This window comes from Anaerobacillus arseniciselenatis, from assembly GCF_001865995.1.
Classification (GTDB): Bacteria; Bacillota; Bacilli; order Bacillales; family Anaerobacillaceae; genus Anaerobacillus; species Anaerobacillus arseniciselenatis.
On the sequence record NZ_MLQQ01000013.1, the window covers coordinates 53626 to 71153 of the forward strand.

A 17528-nucleotide genomic window follows, 5' to 3' on the forward strand; every position below is an offset into this window, starting at 1 on the left:
CCCTTAATACTTGGGACACCCGTTTTATGCTATTTAATATTAGCACTGTTTGGAGTAGATATCTCAATGGTGATTTCCTTTTTGTTAGCTCGATGAAATTTTACAAATATCATAAAGTAAACCATCATAGCTAAAATAATGCTTATAAGGTTGATAGTAGAAAGTGCTACCCCTGTGAAATAAAATCCTTGCACATAAACCCCCAAAACTTGGGAGCCAACTAACGCTCAAACGATTCCCCATTGAGTAGGGGCATAATCGGCTTTCAGAAAATCTTTTCTTAAATAATCAAAGAGTAGATAAATAACAAACAATACCCAGCTGATAGCCAATATATAGGAAGCATTAATTAAAAAGAACGCAGCTCCTGAAGGATTAAATCCATAGGTGCCCTCCATATACAATAGCAACCTGTATGAACTAACCCCAATCAAACACGTGATCGGAACAACAAGGAAATATGCTGGTAAAATTGGTTTGCCTGGTAATTTACGAGTCTTTACATGCAGAAGCAGCAAATAACCAAGTTTTGCAAAAAACAAAACTAAACCAACAATCATTAAGATGACGGATCCCACAGCAGCTATTGTTGCAACAGTTGAATTCTCGGCCATAGATGCAATTCCTGTTCCAGTCATACTTACTAATCCAAACGCAAATACATCAAGTAACCATACAAAATTTAGTTGTTTCATATCGGTCGGTTTTGCTATAAAGCCCTTAACCACTTTATATTCCAAAAGTAGGAGTGGAAGCCAGAGTAAGGCAAACAAAATTAAACTAGGCACCATCCACGGTTGTACAGAAAAATCCGGTACAAAAAAACCAGCAGGTCCCCATATCACATTCGCTGTCATAGATAATGAAGCAAAGGGGACAAAAATGGTGATATTTGTGTGAGGATTTTTCATAAAATCTTGAAGTTGATTTTTCCTTATAAGCCACTGTATAAACCCTACTATAAGAATAGTAGTTAATATAAAATGAATCGAGGAGAAAATAATCATCACAGCAAATAAAAATAGATATAATCCAATCTGTGCTAAACTATACTCTCCCCACATGAAATTTGTTAGATTTACTAATTCGCCCCCATGAGGTATTACCATTTGCAGGTAATTAAACGCCATGAGGGATATCCCACCTGCTGCAAGAGCAGATTGAAATTTGATCGGTGCAAATTTAAATATCATTCTTGCCCTCCTAATTATTGTTGTTTCTATACCTACTTAGAACTTAGTTGAGAGCAGGATTCTTCAATTCCTAAAGGTAAAAATGATTGCATATTGATGTGGAAATATTTTGCTTTGTTCCTTTGTGCGCGATCTAATTGCTTAAAATGTAACCATTTTATCTGCCCATTCTACTACATCAACGCAATCATTCATTGTTGAAATCGGACAAACCGTTTGATCTTCTAACTTTCGTGACTGGATACACGTACCGCAAGCAAATAATACACCATTGTTATCTAAAAATTTGTTAAGTTCTTTTGGCACAGTATATTTTTCATGTTCAACTTGTTCACACTCTACTGCTTCCCCCATTAAAAAAACCTTTACCTCATGTTCCCTAGCTAAGCAAGCATTGGCAAAACGAAACGCATTCCATGCTTTTTCAGCTTCCTTTGTTTCAATAATGATCCCGATTTTCATCTTATACACTCTCCTAATATCAAACTAAATTTATTTATATATAAATTATAAGTCGGTTTAATTAATAAGTGAAATGCATTATAATTATATTAATTATGCAAGAAACGTATAGTAAAGGTGAAAAAATAAAGCAACCATAAGTTGGTTGCTTTTATCTCTACTTGTTAAATTTTTATTCCATATTTCAATACCTTTTATCATCTATCTATTTAGTGTAACTATGGATATTCTTTTTAAGGAATGAATTAAAAATTAACATGATTGGAGAAGAGTACTTCCCTTTCTGGCTAATTGTTGAAAATTCCCTTGTGCATTCCTCTTTTAGTTTAACTGGGAAAAGTAGTTTATGGTCAATTTCTAATTGGACTGTAAATTTTGAAAGGAAACCGATTCCATACCCCTTTAAGATTGAGTGTTTAATAGCTTCATTTGTACTTAATTCGATGATTTTTTTAGGTTTGAAATGGTGCTTTTCCATTAACTGGTCAATGCGTTCACGAGTGTTAGAGCCTTGCTCTCTTAATAAGAATACTTCATTCGATAAATTTTCAATTGTTACTTCTTCATTCTGATAATAGTTATTCGGTGCTAACGGAATCAGTTCATCTCTAAAAATAGGTTGATAAAAAAACTCGGGATGGTTCAGGGATTTGGCAATAATCGCAGTATCAATAGAACCGTCTTTTATTTTCTCAATGATAGCTGATGTTTTTTCAATCACTAATTTTGTTTCTATGTTAGGATATCTTTTGTTAAATTCTAATATTAGGGGTGAAAGTACGTAATTTCCGACAGTGGTACCTGCTCCAATGACTATTTCACCTTCGTCTAGATTCTTTAATGAATTCATTGCTTTTTCCGTTTGTTCGGCGACCGATAGGATTTGTTCTGTATATTGGAGTAATCGTCTTCCTGCATCTGTTAATTCTATTTTCTTTCCAATTCGATAAAATAAATCTAATCCAAAATATTTCTCTAGCGATTCAATTTGTCTAGAAACGGCCGGTTGACTTAAAGAAACCTTTTCGGCAGCCTTTGAAAAGTTAAGAAGGTTTGCGACATAATAGAATGTTTTTAATTGATGTAAATCCATTTACAATCACCTCACTTATTAGCCTAGATTTATGTATGTGTAAAACGCATTAGATCTATAATTAATATGCATTTTATTTATTATAAAATGTTTTATACAATAAATCTATAAGGTATATTAATGAAAAATAGGTGAGGGGTTGAATAAATTGAACAATGAGAGAATTTATGATGTTATTATTGTTGGTGCTGGTCCTGCTGGGATGACGGCAGCTGTATATACATCGAGAGCAAATTTAGACACACTAATGATAGAAAGAGGAATACCGGGCGGACAGATGGCGAATACAGAAGATGTAGAAAACTACCCGGGGTATGATCATATACTAGGACCCGATTTATCAAACAAAATGTTTGAACATGCTAAAAAATTTGGTGCTGAGTATGCTTACGGGGATATTAAAGAAATTAAAGGTGGCAAAGAGTACAAAACAATTATAGCTGGTAGTAAAGAATATAAAGCGCGTGCAGTTATTATTGCTACTGGTGCAGTTTATAAAAAGCTAGATGTCCCTGGTGAAGAGGCGTTAGGAGGTCGTGGTGTTTCTTATTGTGCTGTTTGTGATGGAGCTTTCTTTAAAGGGAGAGAGTTAGTTGTTGTTGGTGGTGGAGATTCAGCAGTTGAAGAAGCGGTATTCTTAACTCGCTTTGCTTCAAAAGTAACCGTTGTTCACCGTCGGGATCAATTACGTGCACAGAAAATTCTTCAGCAACGTGCATTTGATAATGACAAGATCGAATTCATTTGGGATCATACGGTAAAAGAAATTCATGGAGAAAATAATAAAGTGAGCAGTGTTACATTAGTCAATACCAAAACTGGGGAAGAGTGTCCATTTAATACAGACGGTGTATTTATTTATATTGGTATGGTGCCATTGAATAATGCTGTAGCAGATCTTGGTATTACGAATGAGGAAGGTTATATTGAAACAAATGAAGAAATGGAAACAAAAGTACCAGGCCTTTTTGCCGCTGGGGATATCCGTGATAAAACATTACGGCAAATTGTCACAGCGACAGGGGACGGAAGCATTGCTGCTCTAGCCGCTCAACACTATATTGAAAATTTAAATGATAAGTTATAATAAGGAATGAAAATAAGCACTCGGAAATGAGTGTTTATTTTTTCGAATAATAAGATTATGAATACTTTTAATGTAAATGATACAATAGTTTTCGTGGCTGTGTATTAAATCTTATAAATTAACGAAGTAAGTAAACTATGTTGAGAGGAGAATATAAAATGAATTTACCACCAATTTCATTAACCTCGTATTCACCAGGCTCTGGTTGAGCTTGTAAAATTAGATCATCTGATCTTACGCAAGTTTTGCGTAACATACCTAAAAGTAATGATAAGAACATTATAGCTGGAATTGGCGAAGATGCAGTCGGATATCAGTTTAATGATGAGACATTAGTTCAAACAGTCGATTTGATTACACCTGTTATTGATGATCCTTTTCAGTTTGGTGCCATAGCAGCTGCGAATTCTTTAAGTGATATCTATGCAAAAGGCGGAGTACCTCTGTTTGCATTAAGTATAGTAGGTTTTCCTTTGAATTCTTTACCTCTAAGTTATCTTGAGGAAATTATTAGAGGTGGGGTTGAAAAGGTAAGTGAGGCAGGGATATCTATCGTTGGGGGTCATACGATTGATGATGTGCCTAAGTATGGACTTTCGGTGACAGGTTTGGTTCCTCCTGGTGAATCATTTGTAAGTAAAGGCGGAGCGAAACCTGGTGATCTTATCTTTCTATCGAAACCAATCGGCACAGGTATTTATATAACCGCTATTGATCACAAGGTTGCTACTGATGCGCAAATTAAAGAAGTGTCAAGTTTGATGTTAAAGCTAAACAAAAATGCCTCTGAAGCAATGAGGTTGTGTGATGTTAATGCTTGTACAGATGTTACTGGATACGGATTAATCGGTCATATTAGTGATATCGCTGAACATAGTAATGTCACAATTGAATTAACTGTAAATGAAATTCCTAAGTTAAGTGATGCGCTTTCGTTATTTGATAGTGGTCTGCAATCTGAGGGAATGAATAACAACTATCAATCATTTAAAAGTAAGGTTAAGTGTGCAGATACCATTTCTAAGAATGATGAGATGTTATTGTATGATCCTCAAACATCAGGAGGGTTAATCATAGTCGTTCCTCAAGAACGAGCAGATCAATTAAAAAAAGAAATGATCGAAAGAGATGAAAAGATTGTACAAATTGGGATCGTAAAAGAAAAGGAGAGCGATTTAATACAGTTGTTATAATAACTATTGGTCAAAGAGCAGAGTAGACAATACTTTGCTTTTTTTGTATCTCGGCATTTGTTATGCAAGTATATTATAGTTTATATGATTATTATGCATTTCCTTTATCACGAAAGGTTATTTACAATAGTAATTAAGAAAACAAATCAAACAGTTTGTCCTTTTTCGACAATGAATGATTGTGTTGATTTGGATTAAATTTTGCAGTCTGCATGGATATTGCCGTTTCAGAAACTAGCTTATCAATGTCACTGCAATTTAATAATAGATTAGAATTGTCAGCTAGATTTAGGAGGGATGAAAATTGTCTAAACAATCTTTTTACTACGGTTGGGTAATTGTTGGTGTAGCGTTTTTAATGCTTTTTATTACAAGTGGAATCATCATGACGTTTGGAGTTTTTGTAGAAACAATGACGGGAGAGCTGTCATGGTCAAAAACTGGCATATCAATTGGGATTGCTATGTTTATGTTAATCCAGGGTCTTTTATCTCCATATATTGGATCGTTAGTAGATCAATACGGTCCGCGCAAAGTAATTTCAATCGGTGTTCTTTGCTTAGCGATCGTTGTAGGTTTAATTTCTACCGTTTCAGCGCTTTGGCACTTTATTCTTCTTTATGGAGTTTTAGCAGCATTAGCATATACAACAACGACACTTGTTACCGGATCGGCATTAGTAGCACGATGGTTTGAGAAAAAGAGAGGGTTAGCTATTGGGATCACGATGTCAGGTTTTCCGCTTGGACCGATGGTTTTCTCTCCTTTTATTACGTATTTAGTTTTAACGTTTGGATGGAGACAAAGCTTTATTCTATTAGGCTTAATTATTGGTTTAGTCTTATTTCCGATAATCTTGTTTTTAGTAAAAGACTCACCATTATCTGAAGAAGAGCAAGAAGCTGAAAAAGCAAAACAAAGTCAAATGCCACCATTAAAATATCGGGAGTTAATAAAGCAAAGTCCTTATCTAAAATTAGCAGGAGCTTATTTTACATGCGGATTTACGATGAGCATCATTAGTAATCATTATCACGGACATACCGTGAATGAAGGATTTAGTCTGATTATTGGATCAAACACATTGGCTTTAATGGCGATCCTCGCTTTTGCTGGAACAATCTTATCTGGATACGTTTCAGATTTTATTGGTAGAAATTATGTGCTTTCCCTTGTTTATTTTCTTAGAGGGGCAGCGTTTTTAACAATCGCTTTTGCACCAAATCTTACAGTATTAATTATAGCTGCAGTATTGTTCGGGATCTCTTGGACATCAACTGGACCATTAACTTCTGCACTTTCTGGGCAAATATGGGGTGTCAAGCAGATGGGGAAAGTTTTTGGGGCTATCTTTCTAGTTCACCAAATTGGTGCGAGTCTAGGAGCTTTGCTAGGTGGGATTATATTTGATCACACGCATAGTTATTTTTGGCTATTTATCCTTGGAGGAGTTCTGCTATTTGTTGGTACGGCATTAACTTATACAGTAAAAGAACAAAATATCAGTAACAAAAATGTAAAGGTTTCTGCATCAAGCTAGCGTAAGGATTTTAAAATTTTTCGAAACTAAATAAATTTATGCCATCAAGTTGCAACCTAAAAAAGCATTTAGATACTTGGTTAGGGGGATGTTATGGGGACTCCATGAGTGGTTGATAATCAGGTCGTGTACGATCTTAAAGATAGCCGATGGATAACAAACTATAATCAATTGAAACCTGCTGATAGAAAAATAGTTCTAACGTTTGATGATGGGCCTAGTCGCCATCTAGAATCTTTTTTAAACATTTTAAGTGAAAAAGATTGTAAGGCCGTTTTCTTTTGGCAGTCTAGATTGTTACACAAAGATAGGTTGTGGAAAAGGGTCTTGCAAGAAGGGCACCAAATAGGAGCACATTCGATAAATCATAAAAACCTAGCCAAGCTAACAAAGGAACAACAATATAAGCAGATAAAAAATAGTATTGATAAGATTGAACAGATCACAGGTAAAGAGGTTAACTATTTTAGGCCGCCTTTTGGTCAATACAATGAAGATACAATGTCCATTTTAGTTGACCTAGATGTAGTTCCAATCATGTGGGAGATATCGTCCTTTGATTGGGAGAATAAAGCAACACCTACTAAAATCGTCTGTAATGTAGCTAATAATACTAGAGATGGTTCTATTATTCTAATGCATGAATTAGAACAGACAGTAGCGATTCTCCCAGACCTGATTGATCGGATTAGAGAAATGAGATATGACTTTACTTTGTTATAGAAATCACGGTATATAATGGTTTGAAGAATTGTTAACCAGGAGGCGTAAGAATGAAGAAAGTATATTTAGATTACAATGCTAGTACACCAATTGCATCAGAGGTACGTGAAGCAATGCTGCCTTTTTTTGAAAGTCATTATGGTAATCCCTCTGCTATGCATTTTGAGGGTATTCAAGCAAAACAAGCGGTAGAGAATGCGAGAAAACAAGTGGCAAGTCTTCTGCAATGCCAACCAAATGAAATCATCTTTACGAGTGGTGGAAGTGAATCAAATAATCATGTATTAAAAGGTGTATTTACTACTTTTAGAAACAAAGGAAATCATATTATTACTACAACTATTGAACATCCAGCTATCATGAATCCTTGTCGTTTTCTTGAGTCACTAGGGGCTAAGGTTACTTATGTAACAGTTGACCAAAACGGAAAGATAAATCCTAATGACATTAAAAATGCTATTACTGAAGAAACAATTTTAATCACAGTAATGCATTCAAATAATGAAGTGGGAACGGTCCAACCGATTAGAGAAATAGGTAGGCTTGCTAAAAAGCATGACATTTTGTTTCATACAGATGCCTCACAATCGGTTGGTAAAATACCAATGGATGTAAATGATCTTAAAGTTGATTTCTTAACAATTGCTGGACATAAGCTATATGCCCCCAAAGGAATTGGAGCGCTTTATATTCGTGGCGGGATAGAGATTGAGCCGTTAATGCATGGAGCTGGTCATGAGGGTGGGAGAAGAGCAGGTACAGAAAATGTTGTATTAGCGGTTGGATTAGGGGAAGCGTGTGAATTAGCAAATAAAAGCATGCCTAGAAATGAGGATATTCTTAAGTTAAGAAATTATTTTTGGGATCAACTACAGAAAAACTTTAATGAAAATATTGTTGTTAATGGGAACCTAAAGGGTATCTTACCTAATACATTAAACGTTAGCTTTCTTGGAAAAATTGGAGAAGAGGTTTTAGCACAGGTGCCTGACCTAGCGGCTTCGACTGGATCTGCTTGTCATTCTGGCAAAGTTATGCTTTCACCTGTTTTAAAAGCAATGGGAATTACTGAGCATGTTGGAAAAGGAACAATTCGTTTTAGTTTAGGTAGATATACAACGAAAGAAGAAATTGATAGAGCCATATATTTATTGAGAACAACTGTTTAGTAATTGAAATTCATTTGTTAATAGGGAGGGTCAAGAAAGATGGCTTTATTTGATATGAAAGCATCTACTTACGATGATTGGTGTGTAACTCCTTTGGGTGGATTCGTTGATTTTATTGAAAAGAATTTAATGAAAGAAGTGGCTGAGCTAAAACAAAATGAAAAAGTTTTAGACCTTGGATGTGGCACTGGAGCTTATTCTTATTGGTTATTAGGTGAAGGACTTCATGTAACTGGAATAGATATCTCTGATCGAATGTTAGAAATGGCAAGAACTAAACCTGAATCTAATAAAATTCATTTTATTCAAGGGGATGTTCATACACTTCCATTTTCTAATGAAACCTTCGACTTAATCATTTCAAATATTACTTTAGAATTTACTGAAAATCCTAATAAAGTTTTTAATGAAGTAATGCGTGTATTAAAAGATGGTGGGCGTTTCGTTTGTGGATTTATTGGAAAAGAAAGTGATTGGGGTCAACTGTATGAAGATAAAGGAAAAAATGATGAATCAAGTGTCTTTTCAAATGCACAATTATTTAATATTGACGATGTAAGAAAATTAAGTAGTGTTCCTCCTGTAGAATTGAAATATGCTTTATATGTGGGCATGAAGGAGTTTATAAATATAGATCAAGCGAAATCCCTTGAAGAAGAAAGGAAAATAACCTATTCAAATAATAAAGCTGGGTATATGGTAGCTAAATGGATAAAATAATAATCGCATATTGAAGTAATAGGACAACCTTCTAGAAATTCGCTTGTTCTTTTTCTTATTAAATTTGTTAATGGTGTACAGAAGTATAAGGTTTAAACTAGCACTCATTGATGCACAGTACAACGATACTGTTCAACAGACATACAACGGCTGATCCACACATTATAAGGGTAGGATCAGCTTTTTTATTTTTTAAAGGTGTCTAAAAGTTTTAAGTTTTAGACGGTAATTTAAAGAGGTGTTATTATGCTCATTTTTTATGCTAACAATTATCTAAAAGTTAGTCTGAACCTAAATGTGTTGAAATGGTGAATAGAAAAGGTAAAAGAGGTTGTCTTCTTCGCCATTTTGTAGAGGAATACGATGCGTTTATGGCTAAAGAAGGAGGCGTTTCATTAACGGAGTTGGTTGTAGAATATCAAGAGTTGTAATCCTGTGAATGGAAGAACTTAGAGCTCATTCATGAGGCTCAAGTTCCGTTATAAGGATTGATCATCATCTAACATCTCTCGAATATAGCGATTTAATTGAAATAAACCTCTACTTCCTTTTTACCTTTTCCAACTTCATTGCTGACCGTATTGACCAGTTAATACAATTTAGATATAACGAAACGACTTCTCCAATTCGACACCCTGTTGAAAACATAAACTCAAATAAGAATTTCTCCAATGAGGTTTGACAAAATTGCCTTAAATGTTAAATTTCTGGTTGCGTTAAAAACTTCGGGATCCACTTCTCCACTTTCGATTTCTTTATCTTTCTTAATTGCTCGGTTTATATGGATATAACTTTCTTCATGTAAACGATGGAAAAAAGGACGAATTAATGAAACATGGGGTGCAAGACTTGATGGTTTAAATCCTTCGTTGAATGTAGCTAAGTGATCTTTAATTCCTTGTATTGTCGTGTCGATTTGAATGTTGACATCTTGGAAGTGACGAATTAAAGGTTTGCTTGAAGACGTAGGCTTTAAGTGTAATGTGAAAATCCTACATTTCGCTTTTCTGCTTTGTAATCTTCCCGCGCATTGGTTAGTACGTACGATAAATCCCTTGATTCTAATACATTTTATCTAGGTCTCCCGTTAGAAAATGAGGATTATTGCTCAACTTCCCTAGTCTCCTAACGATTATGAATGGGAATTCTTAAAATCCCCTAAAATAGCTTGACGTGTGTTGGTGTAGACCGTAATCAACCACAGAAATAATGATAGTAAATTAAAAGGAGAAAGTATTAGTTGGAAATGAAGGGACCCATGGATTCTTTTTTTGAGAACTAGATATAACTTAACTTTTAACTTGATGAATATTTTCATCAACCGAAATGAATTTCATAGAAGTTTGAAGATGATAGATCATAAACCTTGATTTTACTATGTTTCCAGGAAAATCAGTAAAATACTATAAATAGTATAGTATAACTAAGTTTACATAAAGTTGTAAATTTAATAAATATGTACTTGAAGGAGGGTAGTAGAACCGTCATTATTTAAAAAACTTAGGAGGAGATAATATGAATTTAAAGAGTCTAAAAATCTTATTGGTATTGTTATTGTTATTCACAACGTTTTCACCTACGCTTGCATCGAATGATAAGGGGACTAAAATTAATGGAAAGTATGAAGTAATAAAAGAAATAATTAGTGATGCTATTACTGCAAAAAAAGGTAACGAGGAGTTTCTGGGCATTAAGGGAAAACCTAAAAATATCTTCTTAATTCCTAATCTAGATATTAAAGATAAAATGGTTGATGGTATTATTTATGGAGAAGTTACAGGTAATGTAGTAGTAAAATTGGAAAATAGAGCTATTAATTTAAATGTTAATGGGGACCTTGAAAAATTTGAAGTTAATAATTCAGAGACATATTTTGGACCACTACACGCAACTTTAAAGCATAAAGGAGAAGAATACCCGGCATATCTAGGATTTTTCTATGATTTAACTAACGACGATGTTACGAGTTCTTTAACTATTGGATATATAGATGCATCAGTTGGTAATGCTCATATTATGTTTGGTGACATAAGTACTAATTATAAAGCTACAATGGATCTCATTTTTGAAAGACGTGAAAAAGAGCAATCATCTTATGAATCTGATTTCGATGATCAAACTAAAGTAAATGATGAGAAAGAAGAACAAGTTTTTAGTATCATGAGTACTGCTGAATATAATTATAAGGCAGGTGGGCATGTTCATACGTTAAACAACACTACAGTCGGAAGTGGAACAAATAATACTTGGGTATTATATGGTTTTGTTTACGCACAAGATGGTAATTTAGGTGGAGGAAGAACAGGAAACGGCTATGTTCATTTAAATTCATATACGAATTCAAAGAATGTTGAAAGATACGTAACTTCTTTAGGGGGGAGAGACGTTGATGCTTACGTAGACAAGATATTTATTGATTACGAGGCAAGAAACTCTACATTAAATAATGTTAACCTTTGGACAAATGATACTTGGCGACTAGATTGGTGGAACCCACAGGCTTCTCAAAAAATTAGTTCAATGAGTATGAGTGTTAAAAATTTACAAGGTACTCTAGTAACACTTCTAATAAATGGGTTTATTGCTGCTCATAATAGTAGTTTACCTGTAAGTGTAGCAACAACAACTTATGGTGGTAAAACGAAAAAGGTTTCCCATACATTTAATATGCGTTTAAGTAATGACTCAGATTTTAGCACCACTAGTTGGTCTGCTGAACCTACTTATACTTCAAATAATGGAAGAGGTGTAGGAACAAAATATGAGTATAGAAGTGATTTAGGTGGTGCAAGAGGTACGACGGTTGCACGATTTAGGGCAAATTGGTTAGTATCAAGTTCTACTAATTATTATCAAGGATATTATGGATCAACGACATTAGAAAGAGCTATTGTTTTAGACTTGTAAGGAATTGTATACTCTTAATTAAGACTAAAGCCTAGTGGAGAGGAATTTTTTATGGTATCAAAAAAATTTTTTATAAATATTGTTATATATCTACTAATACTATGCAATATCCCACTATATTATCTATATACTCAAAAAAATACTGAATCAGAAATCCGTCTAGTAGCTCTCTATAATTTATACGAAGGTGGATTATATGCTGATGTTCATTTGACTAACGTGCTAAATTTATCAGACAAGAAACACTTGCTATATGCCTACGCAGATTTATATAGTGCTTTAAAAGCACATAGACATTTTATTATTATGCTAGGTATAGATACTGAGGAAGATGTAATTGGCTTTTATAGTAATATGATAAAAACATGGATAGAACAGGATATTCTTCCTTCTGATGAAGTGTTGCAAAGCGCTATTACAGACATTAACATGATTAGAGATACCTTATGGCGTTGGGAAGAAACACCTGGGAAACATAAAGCGGCTAATATTTTTGGTTGGGATAAGAATGCATATGAAGAAAATATAAAACAACTAAAGGGAAATTTACTGCTTTTTTCAGAATAAATAAAGTAGGTAAAGTATCGCAAAAATGCCTTTCTAAAAAATTTTTAACGTCCTTTGGTCCGTTGTTCCATTCCTTGTTGGAACCAATGGTTCAATGGGCGTTTTTTGTTGTTACTAAAGAAAAGAGAGAGTAATTATGTTGGCACACCGAGCGTTACACGTAAGTACCGACCTAAAAGACTAAGAGAGGTAGTTGGGCAGGAACATATAGTTCAGACCATTCGAAATGCGTTTTTCAAGATTCGCTATCTCATGCTTATTGTTGAGTCACAATATAGTTATGACCGTCAAGTAGAATTAAACGCTTTCTGCTAATAAATCCCCCCCCATATCCCGTGCCAATTTACTCTTATTTACTTTCATCTTTAAACTCTCCAACAACATGTTTAATATAGGAAAATCTAAACACATTTAATTTCGATATTTGTGTTTAGATTTAGCTGTATCTGCATTACCAAAAGAATATTATGCAGATAAACTATCGCAATTGAAAGATTTTATTGTTAATAAAACTCCCTATGTCTTTGTAAACGAGAAAGGACGAAAGAAACGAACCACTCCTTTGATGCAAAAAACTATGGATATTTACAGGGTATATGTAAAATAAATTCCGTATGATCTATAACCCTGACGATTATTATTCTAATGTTATACATCGTGGTGAAAAGATGCAAAGTCAGATGATAATGTTGCCAAATTCATAAGTGAAATTCCCTAAACAAGCACGGGGGAAATGTTCGAAAGTCCCACGTAAAGTCCGTCCACATATGTCCAGAAGAAGTAGGGCAATGCATTGTACAGAAATGGTATGCGTTACCACTAATTTCGGAATTCCTCGGGCATGAGGATCTTGAAACTACTTTGATCTATGCTTCCGCTGATACTGAAATGAAAAGAAAATCTATCGAAAAAGCAACTATTAACCTTGCTATAGGTAAGGGGAAGATAAGATATGACACGAAGGTTTTATCGGTTAAAATAATTTGGAGATCTAAATTATTCCGACTAATAAATAAGGTGACTATTGTTAAATTACAAGACCTCATAAAAAATCGGAATAAGGCTTCTATTCCGATTTCAGAATAAGCAACCAGCGTAATTGTCGGTAACTAATATTCATTGTGAATGGAATGATTCGTTGATCTGGCCATTCGAATGTTGTTCGTCGCTCTAAATGGCCATAGTGAAGCCAAAATCCGTTTGTTTCCCATTGGATTTTAATTTTGTTACGTTTTCGATTACAAAAAACAAAGAGACAGGGTGAGAAAGGATCGAAACCTAAATCCTTCCTTACCAAAAACGCCACCCATCAATAGATTTTTCGTAAATCATTATGACCTCGAGTGATAAAAGACTCGTTTAATATTCTTTTCAGTTATCATGTTGATTTCAGTGCGTTTACGACATTTATAATAAATTAGGATAAAATTGGTTTTTATTTATAATCGAAGTGGAGGCATCAATGATAATCATTAAGGAGCTATTTTCCAAAGTCGGCTTCTCAGCAACTTCAATTGATACCTATTGTGAAGGAGCTCTTGTTTTATGGTTGGATAATATTTCTCTAACCAATACCGTAATTGATGAACTTTCAGATCATTTTCGTTACACGAGCTATTCATGCTTTGACCACTTTTTTTAAAGTCAGCCACTCGAGCTTTCCGCTGTTCCCTAAATTTTTTAATTTCTTTTTTGAAATAGCAGAACCTCCTTAAATTAATGCTTTAAGGAGATTGTTGCATATGAAATATCTATGAAAATGTGTGAAATATTTAACGCTTACTGCTTACATATGAACGTATGGCAAACCATTAGGCTTTACTGCTTCTGCTGCTGAAACTGAAGTGTTTGTTACCAAAATCCCAAGGATTAATATTGTTACTATAAATAATTTTTTCACTTTTTTGTTCCTCCTAAATCTTCAATTTATTTTTGTTTGACCATAGTATTACATAGATAAAAAAAGTGTGTTTTTTCCAAAAACAGACACTATACAAGATTAGCGCGCTTATATATTATTTATCTTGTAGGATCTTGTTGAATGATGAAAATATACATCAAGAGTGGTATTTGAGAAGGGGGAATTGAGTTGAAAGAATATATGATCGGTAAAGCTCTTTGTGAATTAAGGAAGCACTTTAATATTTCACAAAGAGAGTTAGCTAAGGATATTTGTGATCAGTCTTTAATTAGTCGAATTGAAAAAAATGAGATATATCCTTCAGCGCCATTGCTATATGAGTTATCAAAAAGACTCGGTGTTGATATAAATCACTTCTTTACTGATCACAATAAACCGATACATAGGGTAGATTATAGTGAGGAATTTTGTAAGCAAGTACGTACTTTAATCAATAATAGACATTACCAAGAGGCTTATATAATGATAAAAAAAGAAGAAAAAAGCCCTTTATTCCGAAATAAAGAACTTAACCGTTTTATCTTATGGGCGAGGGGCGTTTGTGTTTTCTATATAGAGGACAATCTGTTAGAAGCAATTGAATTTATTGATAATGCTTTATCCATTCATGAGACAACAGAAAAAAACTATTGCGAAGAAGAAATAGAAATATTAATTAGTAAAGCTATTTTTTATAGTGAAAAAGATCAGTATAGGGAAGCTGTAGAAGTATTCTTAGAGGCACTACACCAATTTAAACGGTTGCCTTTTTCTGGAGATAAAAAAATTCAGATGAGATTGTACTACAATATAAGTAAATCTTATTTTCAACAAAAGCAATTTACGGACTCAATAGAGTATGCTGTAAAAGGTATTAAAGAAGGAATTGAAAACCATCATTTTTACTTATTAGGTCATCTATATTATCAAAAAGGAGAGTCACATTTATATTTAGATGAACGAGAACTAGCTATCTCCAATATGAAAGAAGCAATCTGGTTATTTCAAAAAACTAAGCAGAGGGTTTTATACGATTATGTAATCCACGAAATAGAAAAGATAAGTTCCAATGTACACCCAAAGGATTTTGCAGATGTAAATTAATATCTACTAAAGGAATAGGATTATGCCATTAGCAGCAAGTGATGAGCCTAAATAAATAAATTTATAACCAAGCTTTCAAAATTAAAAACGCGATTAATCGTGTGAAATCAATAGCGTTTTTCGTGAATGAGAATTTGATTAATTTGTTTGAAATAAGATGTTAATACAGTTGTTTAAACCTACAAACGGAGCCCGTTAGTATAACTCGTAATTTTTTTATTTTCTATTATATAACTTGGGTTATCCATATCACACGCAGGTAATTTAAGAATTCAATCTTCTTAAACAATCGGTATTATTCTGAAAAAAAGTTGAAAGTTAAACATTGATTGTTGCACAGTACAACGATACTGTTCAATAGAAAATGATATTCCACAATTAGAACTATTGCAGAAGACCAAAGCCTAATTACTCTTTATTAAAAAGTATGATTAGGCTTTTTTACTTGAAAACCTTTGTTGTCATTCTTCTATTGGTAAACACGTTGACAGCAAGTGTAAAAAAACATCCGAACAGATGGTACATTCTATTGGCTGCAATCATATGCTAACATTTGCTAACGCAATTAAGTAAAAACTGTAACATCTCGTTAAAGATGTTACAGTTAGAAAATCCCAAAACGTTGATTTACCGCACTTTTAGAACACAACATGAAAGATGTTACAACTTATCATATTGTGGGCGGCATGATGTGATGACCGATTCTCCTTAATATATAAGGGTTTATCTAGGATTCGCTGAAAAATTACATAATAAAAATAAAGGAGTTTTCTCAATAGTTGACGAAACTTTTGAGAAGGCTTTTTATGTGATTTAACACCTTGGATTTGTTTAAAATCCCCAATTCGCAATTAACATTTATATATTTAAATGTTAATATAATTAAAGTAGTAATTAATACAATATGGTAAGTTAATGTTGAATTTAATACAATTCATTCGAAAAATGGTGATAACAATGGACGATCCAATATTAAAATTAAAAAACGAAATATCAAATTTAACTGCTTCACAACGAAAGGTTGCAGATTATATACTCAAAAATCCAATGGAAGTTGCTTTTTTAACAGTAGATCAGTTAGCAGGTTTAGTTGGCACAAGTACTACAACTATTATGAGGCTTACATTTAGCTTGAATTATTCAGGATATACTGAATTTCAAAAGGGGCTTCAAGAGTTATTACGTAATCAAGCTGCGCCACATACAAGGTTAGAGGCCAATTTAAAGGACGTTTCAGAAAGTGATTTGTGGAATCGTTGTGTAGAAAATCAAATTAGCAATATAAATAAAACTAAAGAAATTATTACTAATGAAACACTGATAAATGTCCTAGATTTAATTACATCTTCTAAACGAGTTTATTGTACAAGTGTTAAAAGTGGTTTACCAGTTGCACAATATTTAACGTTTGGGTTGAATCGATTATTAGGAAATTGTGAGTTAGTTATCGCAGACCAAAGTGATTGGGTCGATTTACTTTTAAATCTAGACTCTAACGATGTAGTTATTGCAACAAGTTTTCCGAGGTATGCTAGAAGAATTGTTGATTTTGTATCTCAAGCAAAGGAGAGTGAAGCAAAAATAATTACTATTACTGATAGTTATTCTTCACCTCTAATTAAGTATTCAGATATAATTTTACCATGTAATTCAGGGAGTTTAGCTTTTCATAATTCTCCAATCGCTTCAATGGTTGTTGCAGATTATCTGATAAGTTCTTTAGCTATTAATTATCCAGATAGGACAAAAGTCCGCCTCGATAAAGTTAATGATGTATTAACTAAAATTAATTATCATTACCATAATAATTAAAAGGTTGAAGGAAGGAGTTTTTACTCTTTTTCCTTCAACCTTTTTCTATACACCTACA

At 33.5% G+C, this 17528-nt stretch carries 16 protein-coding genes; 11 read left to right on the forward strand and 5 right to left on the reverse strand.

The features are described from left to right. Nucleotides 1–29: 29 nt before the first annotated feature. The 3 genes from tsoY to BKP35_RS08605 all read right to left on the reverse strand — a co-directional run bounded on the left by tsoY (nucleotide 30) and on the right by BKP35_RS08605 (nucleotide 2748). Nucleotides 30–1193 (reverse strand): selenoprotein TsoY, encoded by a 1164-nt coding sequence (tsoY, locus tag BKP35_RS08595; RefSeq protein ID WP_376797737.1) that lies wholly within the window; start codon nucleotides 1191–1193, stop codon nucleotides 30–32. A 141-nt stretch (nucleotides 1194–1334) separates the two neighbouring features. Further along, nucleotides 1335–1655: a DsrE/DsrF/TusD sulfur relay family protein gene (locus BKP35_RS08600; protein ID WP_071312937.1), complete on the reverse strand. Its 321-nt coding sequence runs from the start codon at nucleotides 1653–1655 to the stop codon at nucleotides 1335–1337. Between the two features lie 205 nt (nucleotides 1656–1860). Continuing rightward, nucleotides 1861–2748 (reverse strand): LysR substrate-binding domain-containing protein, encoded by an 888-nt coding sequence (locus BKP35_RS08605; RefSeq protein ID WP_071312938.1) that lies wholly within the window; start codon nucleotides 2746–2748, stop codon nucleotides 1861–1863. A gap of 148 nt (nucleotides 2749–2896) precedes the next feature. On the opposite strand from BKP35_RS08605, the gene trxB reads away from it, so the two are divergent. The 9 genes from trxB (at nucleotide 2897) to BKP35_RS08645 (ending at nucleotide 12654) form a co-directional block, all read left to right on the forward strand. Continuing rightward, nucleotides 2897–3835 (forward strand): thioredoxin-disulfide reductase, encoded by a 939-nt coding sequence (trxB, locus tag BKP35_RS08610; RefSeq protein ID WP_071312939.1) that lies wholly within the window; start codon nucleotides 2897–2899, stop codon nucleotides 3833–3835. Between the two features lie 158 nt (nucleotides 3836–3993). Then, nucleotides 3994–5028 (forward strand): selenide, water dikinase SelD, encoded by a 1035-nt coding sequence (selD, locus tag BKP35_RS08615; protein WP_084031538.1) that lies wholly within the window; start codon nucleotides 3994–3996, stop codon nucleotides 5026–5028. A 304-nt stretch (nucleotides 5029–5332) separates the two neighbouring features. Continuing rightward, nucleotides 5333–6568: an MFS transporter gene (locus BKP35_RS08620; RefSeq protein ID WP_071312941.1), complete on the forward strand. Its 1236-nt coding sequence runs from the start codon at nucleotides 5333–5335 to the stop codon at nucleotides 6566–6568. 108 nt (nucleotides 6569–6676) lie between these two features. Further along, nucleotides 6677–7291: a polysaccharide deacetylase family protein gene (locus BKP35_RS08625; protein ID WP_245741915.1), complete on the forward strand. Its 615-nt coding sequence runs from the start codon at nucleotides 6677–6679 to the stop codon at nucleotides 7289–7291. Nucleotides 7292–7341: 50 nt separating this feature from the next. After that, complete coding sequence (locus BKP35_RS08630) at nucleotides 7342–8460, forward strand: cysteine desulfurase family protein (RefSeq protein ID WP_071312942.1); 1119 nt, start codon at nucleotides 7342–7344, stop codon at nucleotides 8458–8460. A 39-nt stretch (nucleotides 8461–8499) separates the two neighbouring features. Next, entirely contained in the window at nucleotides 8500–9180 is a 681-nt protein-coding gene (locus tag BKP35_RS08635) for a class I SAM-dependent methyltransferase (RefSeq protein WP_071312943.1), read from the forward strand. Between the two features lie 305 nt (nucleotides 9181–9485). Continuing rightward, nucleotides 9486–9611, forward strand: a complete 126-nt coding sequence (locus BKP35_RS20070; protein ID WP_281244202.1) for a hypothetical protein — start codon at nucleotides 9486–9488, stop codon at nucleotides 9609–9611. Nucleotides 9612–10695: 1084 nt separating this feature from the next. Next, entirely contained in the window at nucleotides 10696–12087 is a 1392-nt protein-coding gene (locus BKP35_RS08640) for a hypothetical protein (RefSeq protein ID WP_071312944.1), read from the forward strand. A gap of 51 nt (nucleotides 12088–12138) precedes the next feature. Next, nucleotides 12139–12654, forward strand: coding sequence for a hypothetical protein (locus BKP35_RS08645; RefSeq protein ID WP_071312945.1), 516 nt, complete (start codon nucleotides 12139–12141; stop codon nucleotides 12652–12654). A gap of 1066 nt (nucleotides 12655–13720) precedes the next feature. On the opposite strand, the gene tnpB is transcribed toward BKP35_RS08645, so the two are convergent. Both tnpB and BKP35_RS20255 read right to left on the reverse strand, forming a co-directional pair. Next, nucleotides 13721–13960 (reverse strand): IS66 family insertion sequence element accessory protein TnpB, encoded by a 240-nt coding sequence (tnpB, locus tag BKP35_RS20250; protein ID WP_084031539.1) that lies wholly within the window; start codon nucleotides 13958–13960, stop codon nucleotides 13721–13723. Between the two features lie 166 nt (nucleotides 13961–14126). Next, nucleotides 14127–14276, reverse strand: coding sequence for a hypothetical protein (locus BKP35_RS20255; protein WP_420534814.1), 150 nt, complete (start codon nucleotides 14274–14276; stop codon nucleotides 14127–14129). Nucleotides 14277–14743: 467 nt separating this feature from the next. On the opposite strand from BKP35_RS20255, the gene BKP35_RS08660 reads away from it, so the two are divergent. Both BKP35_RS08660 and BKP35_RS08665 read left to right on the forward strand, forming a co-directional pair. After that, a complete protein-coding gene (locus BKP35_RS08660) occupies nucleotides 14744–15658 on the forward strand; it encodes a helix-turn-helix domain-containing protein (protein ID WP_071312948.1) in 915 nt (304 codons plus the stop codon). Nucleotides 15659–16615: 957 nt separating this feature from the next. Beyond that, a complete protein-coding gene (locus tag BKP35_RS08665; RefSeq protein WP_071312949.1) occupies nucleotides 16616–17470 on the forward strand; it encodes a MurR/RpiR family transcriptional regulator in 855 nt (284 codons plus the stop codon). Nucleotides 17471–17528 lie beyond the last annotated feature (58 nt).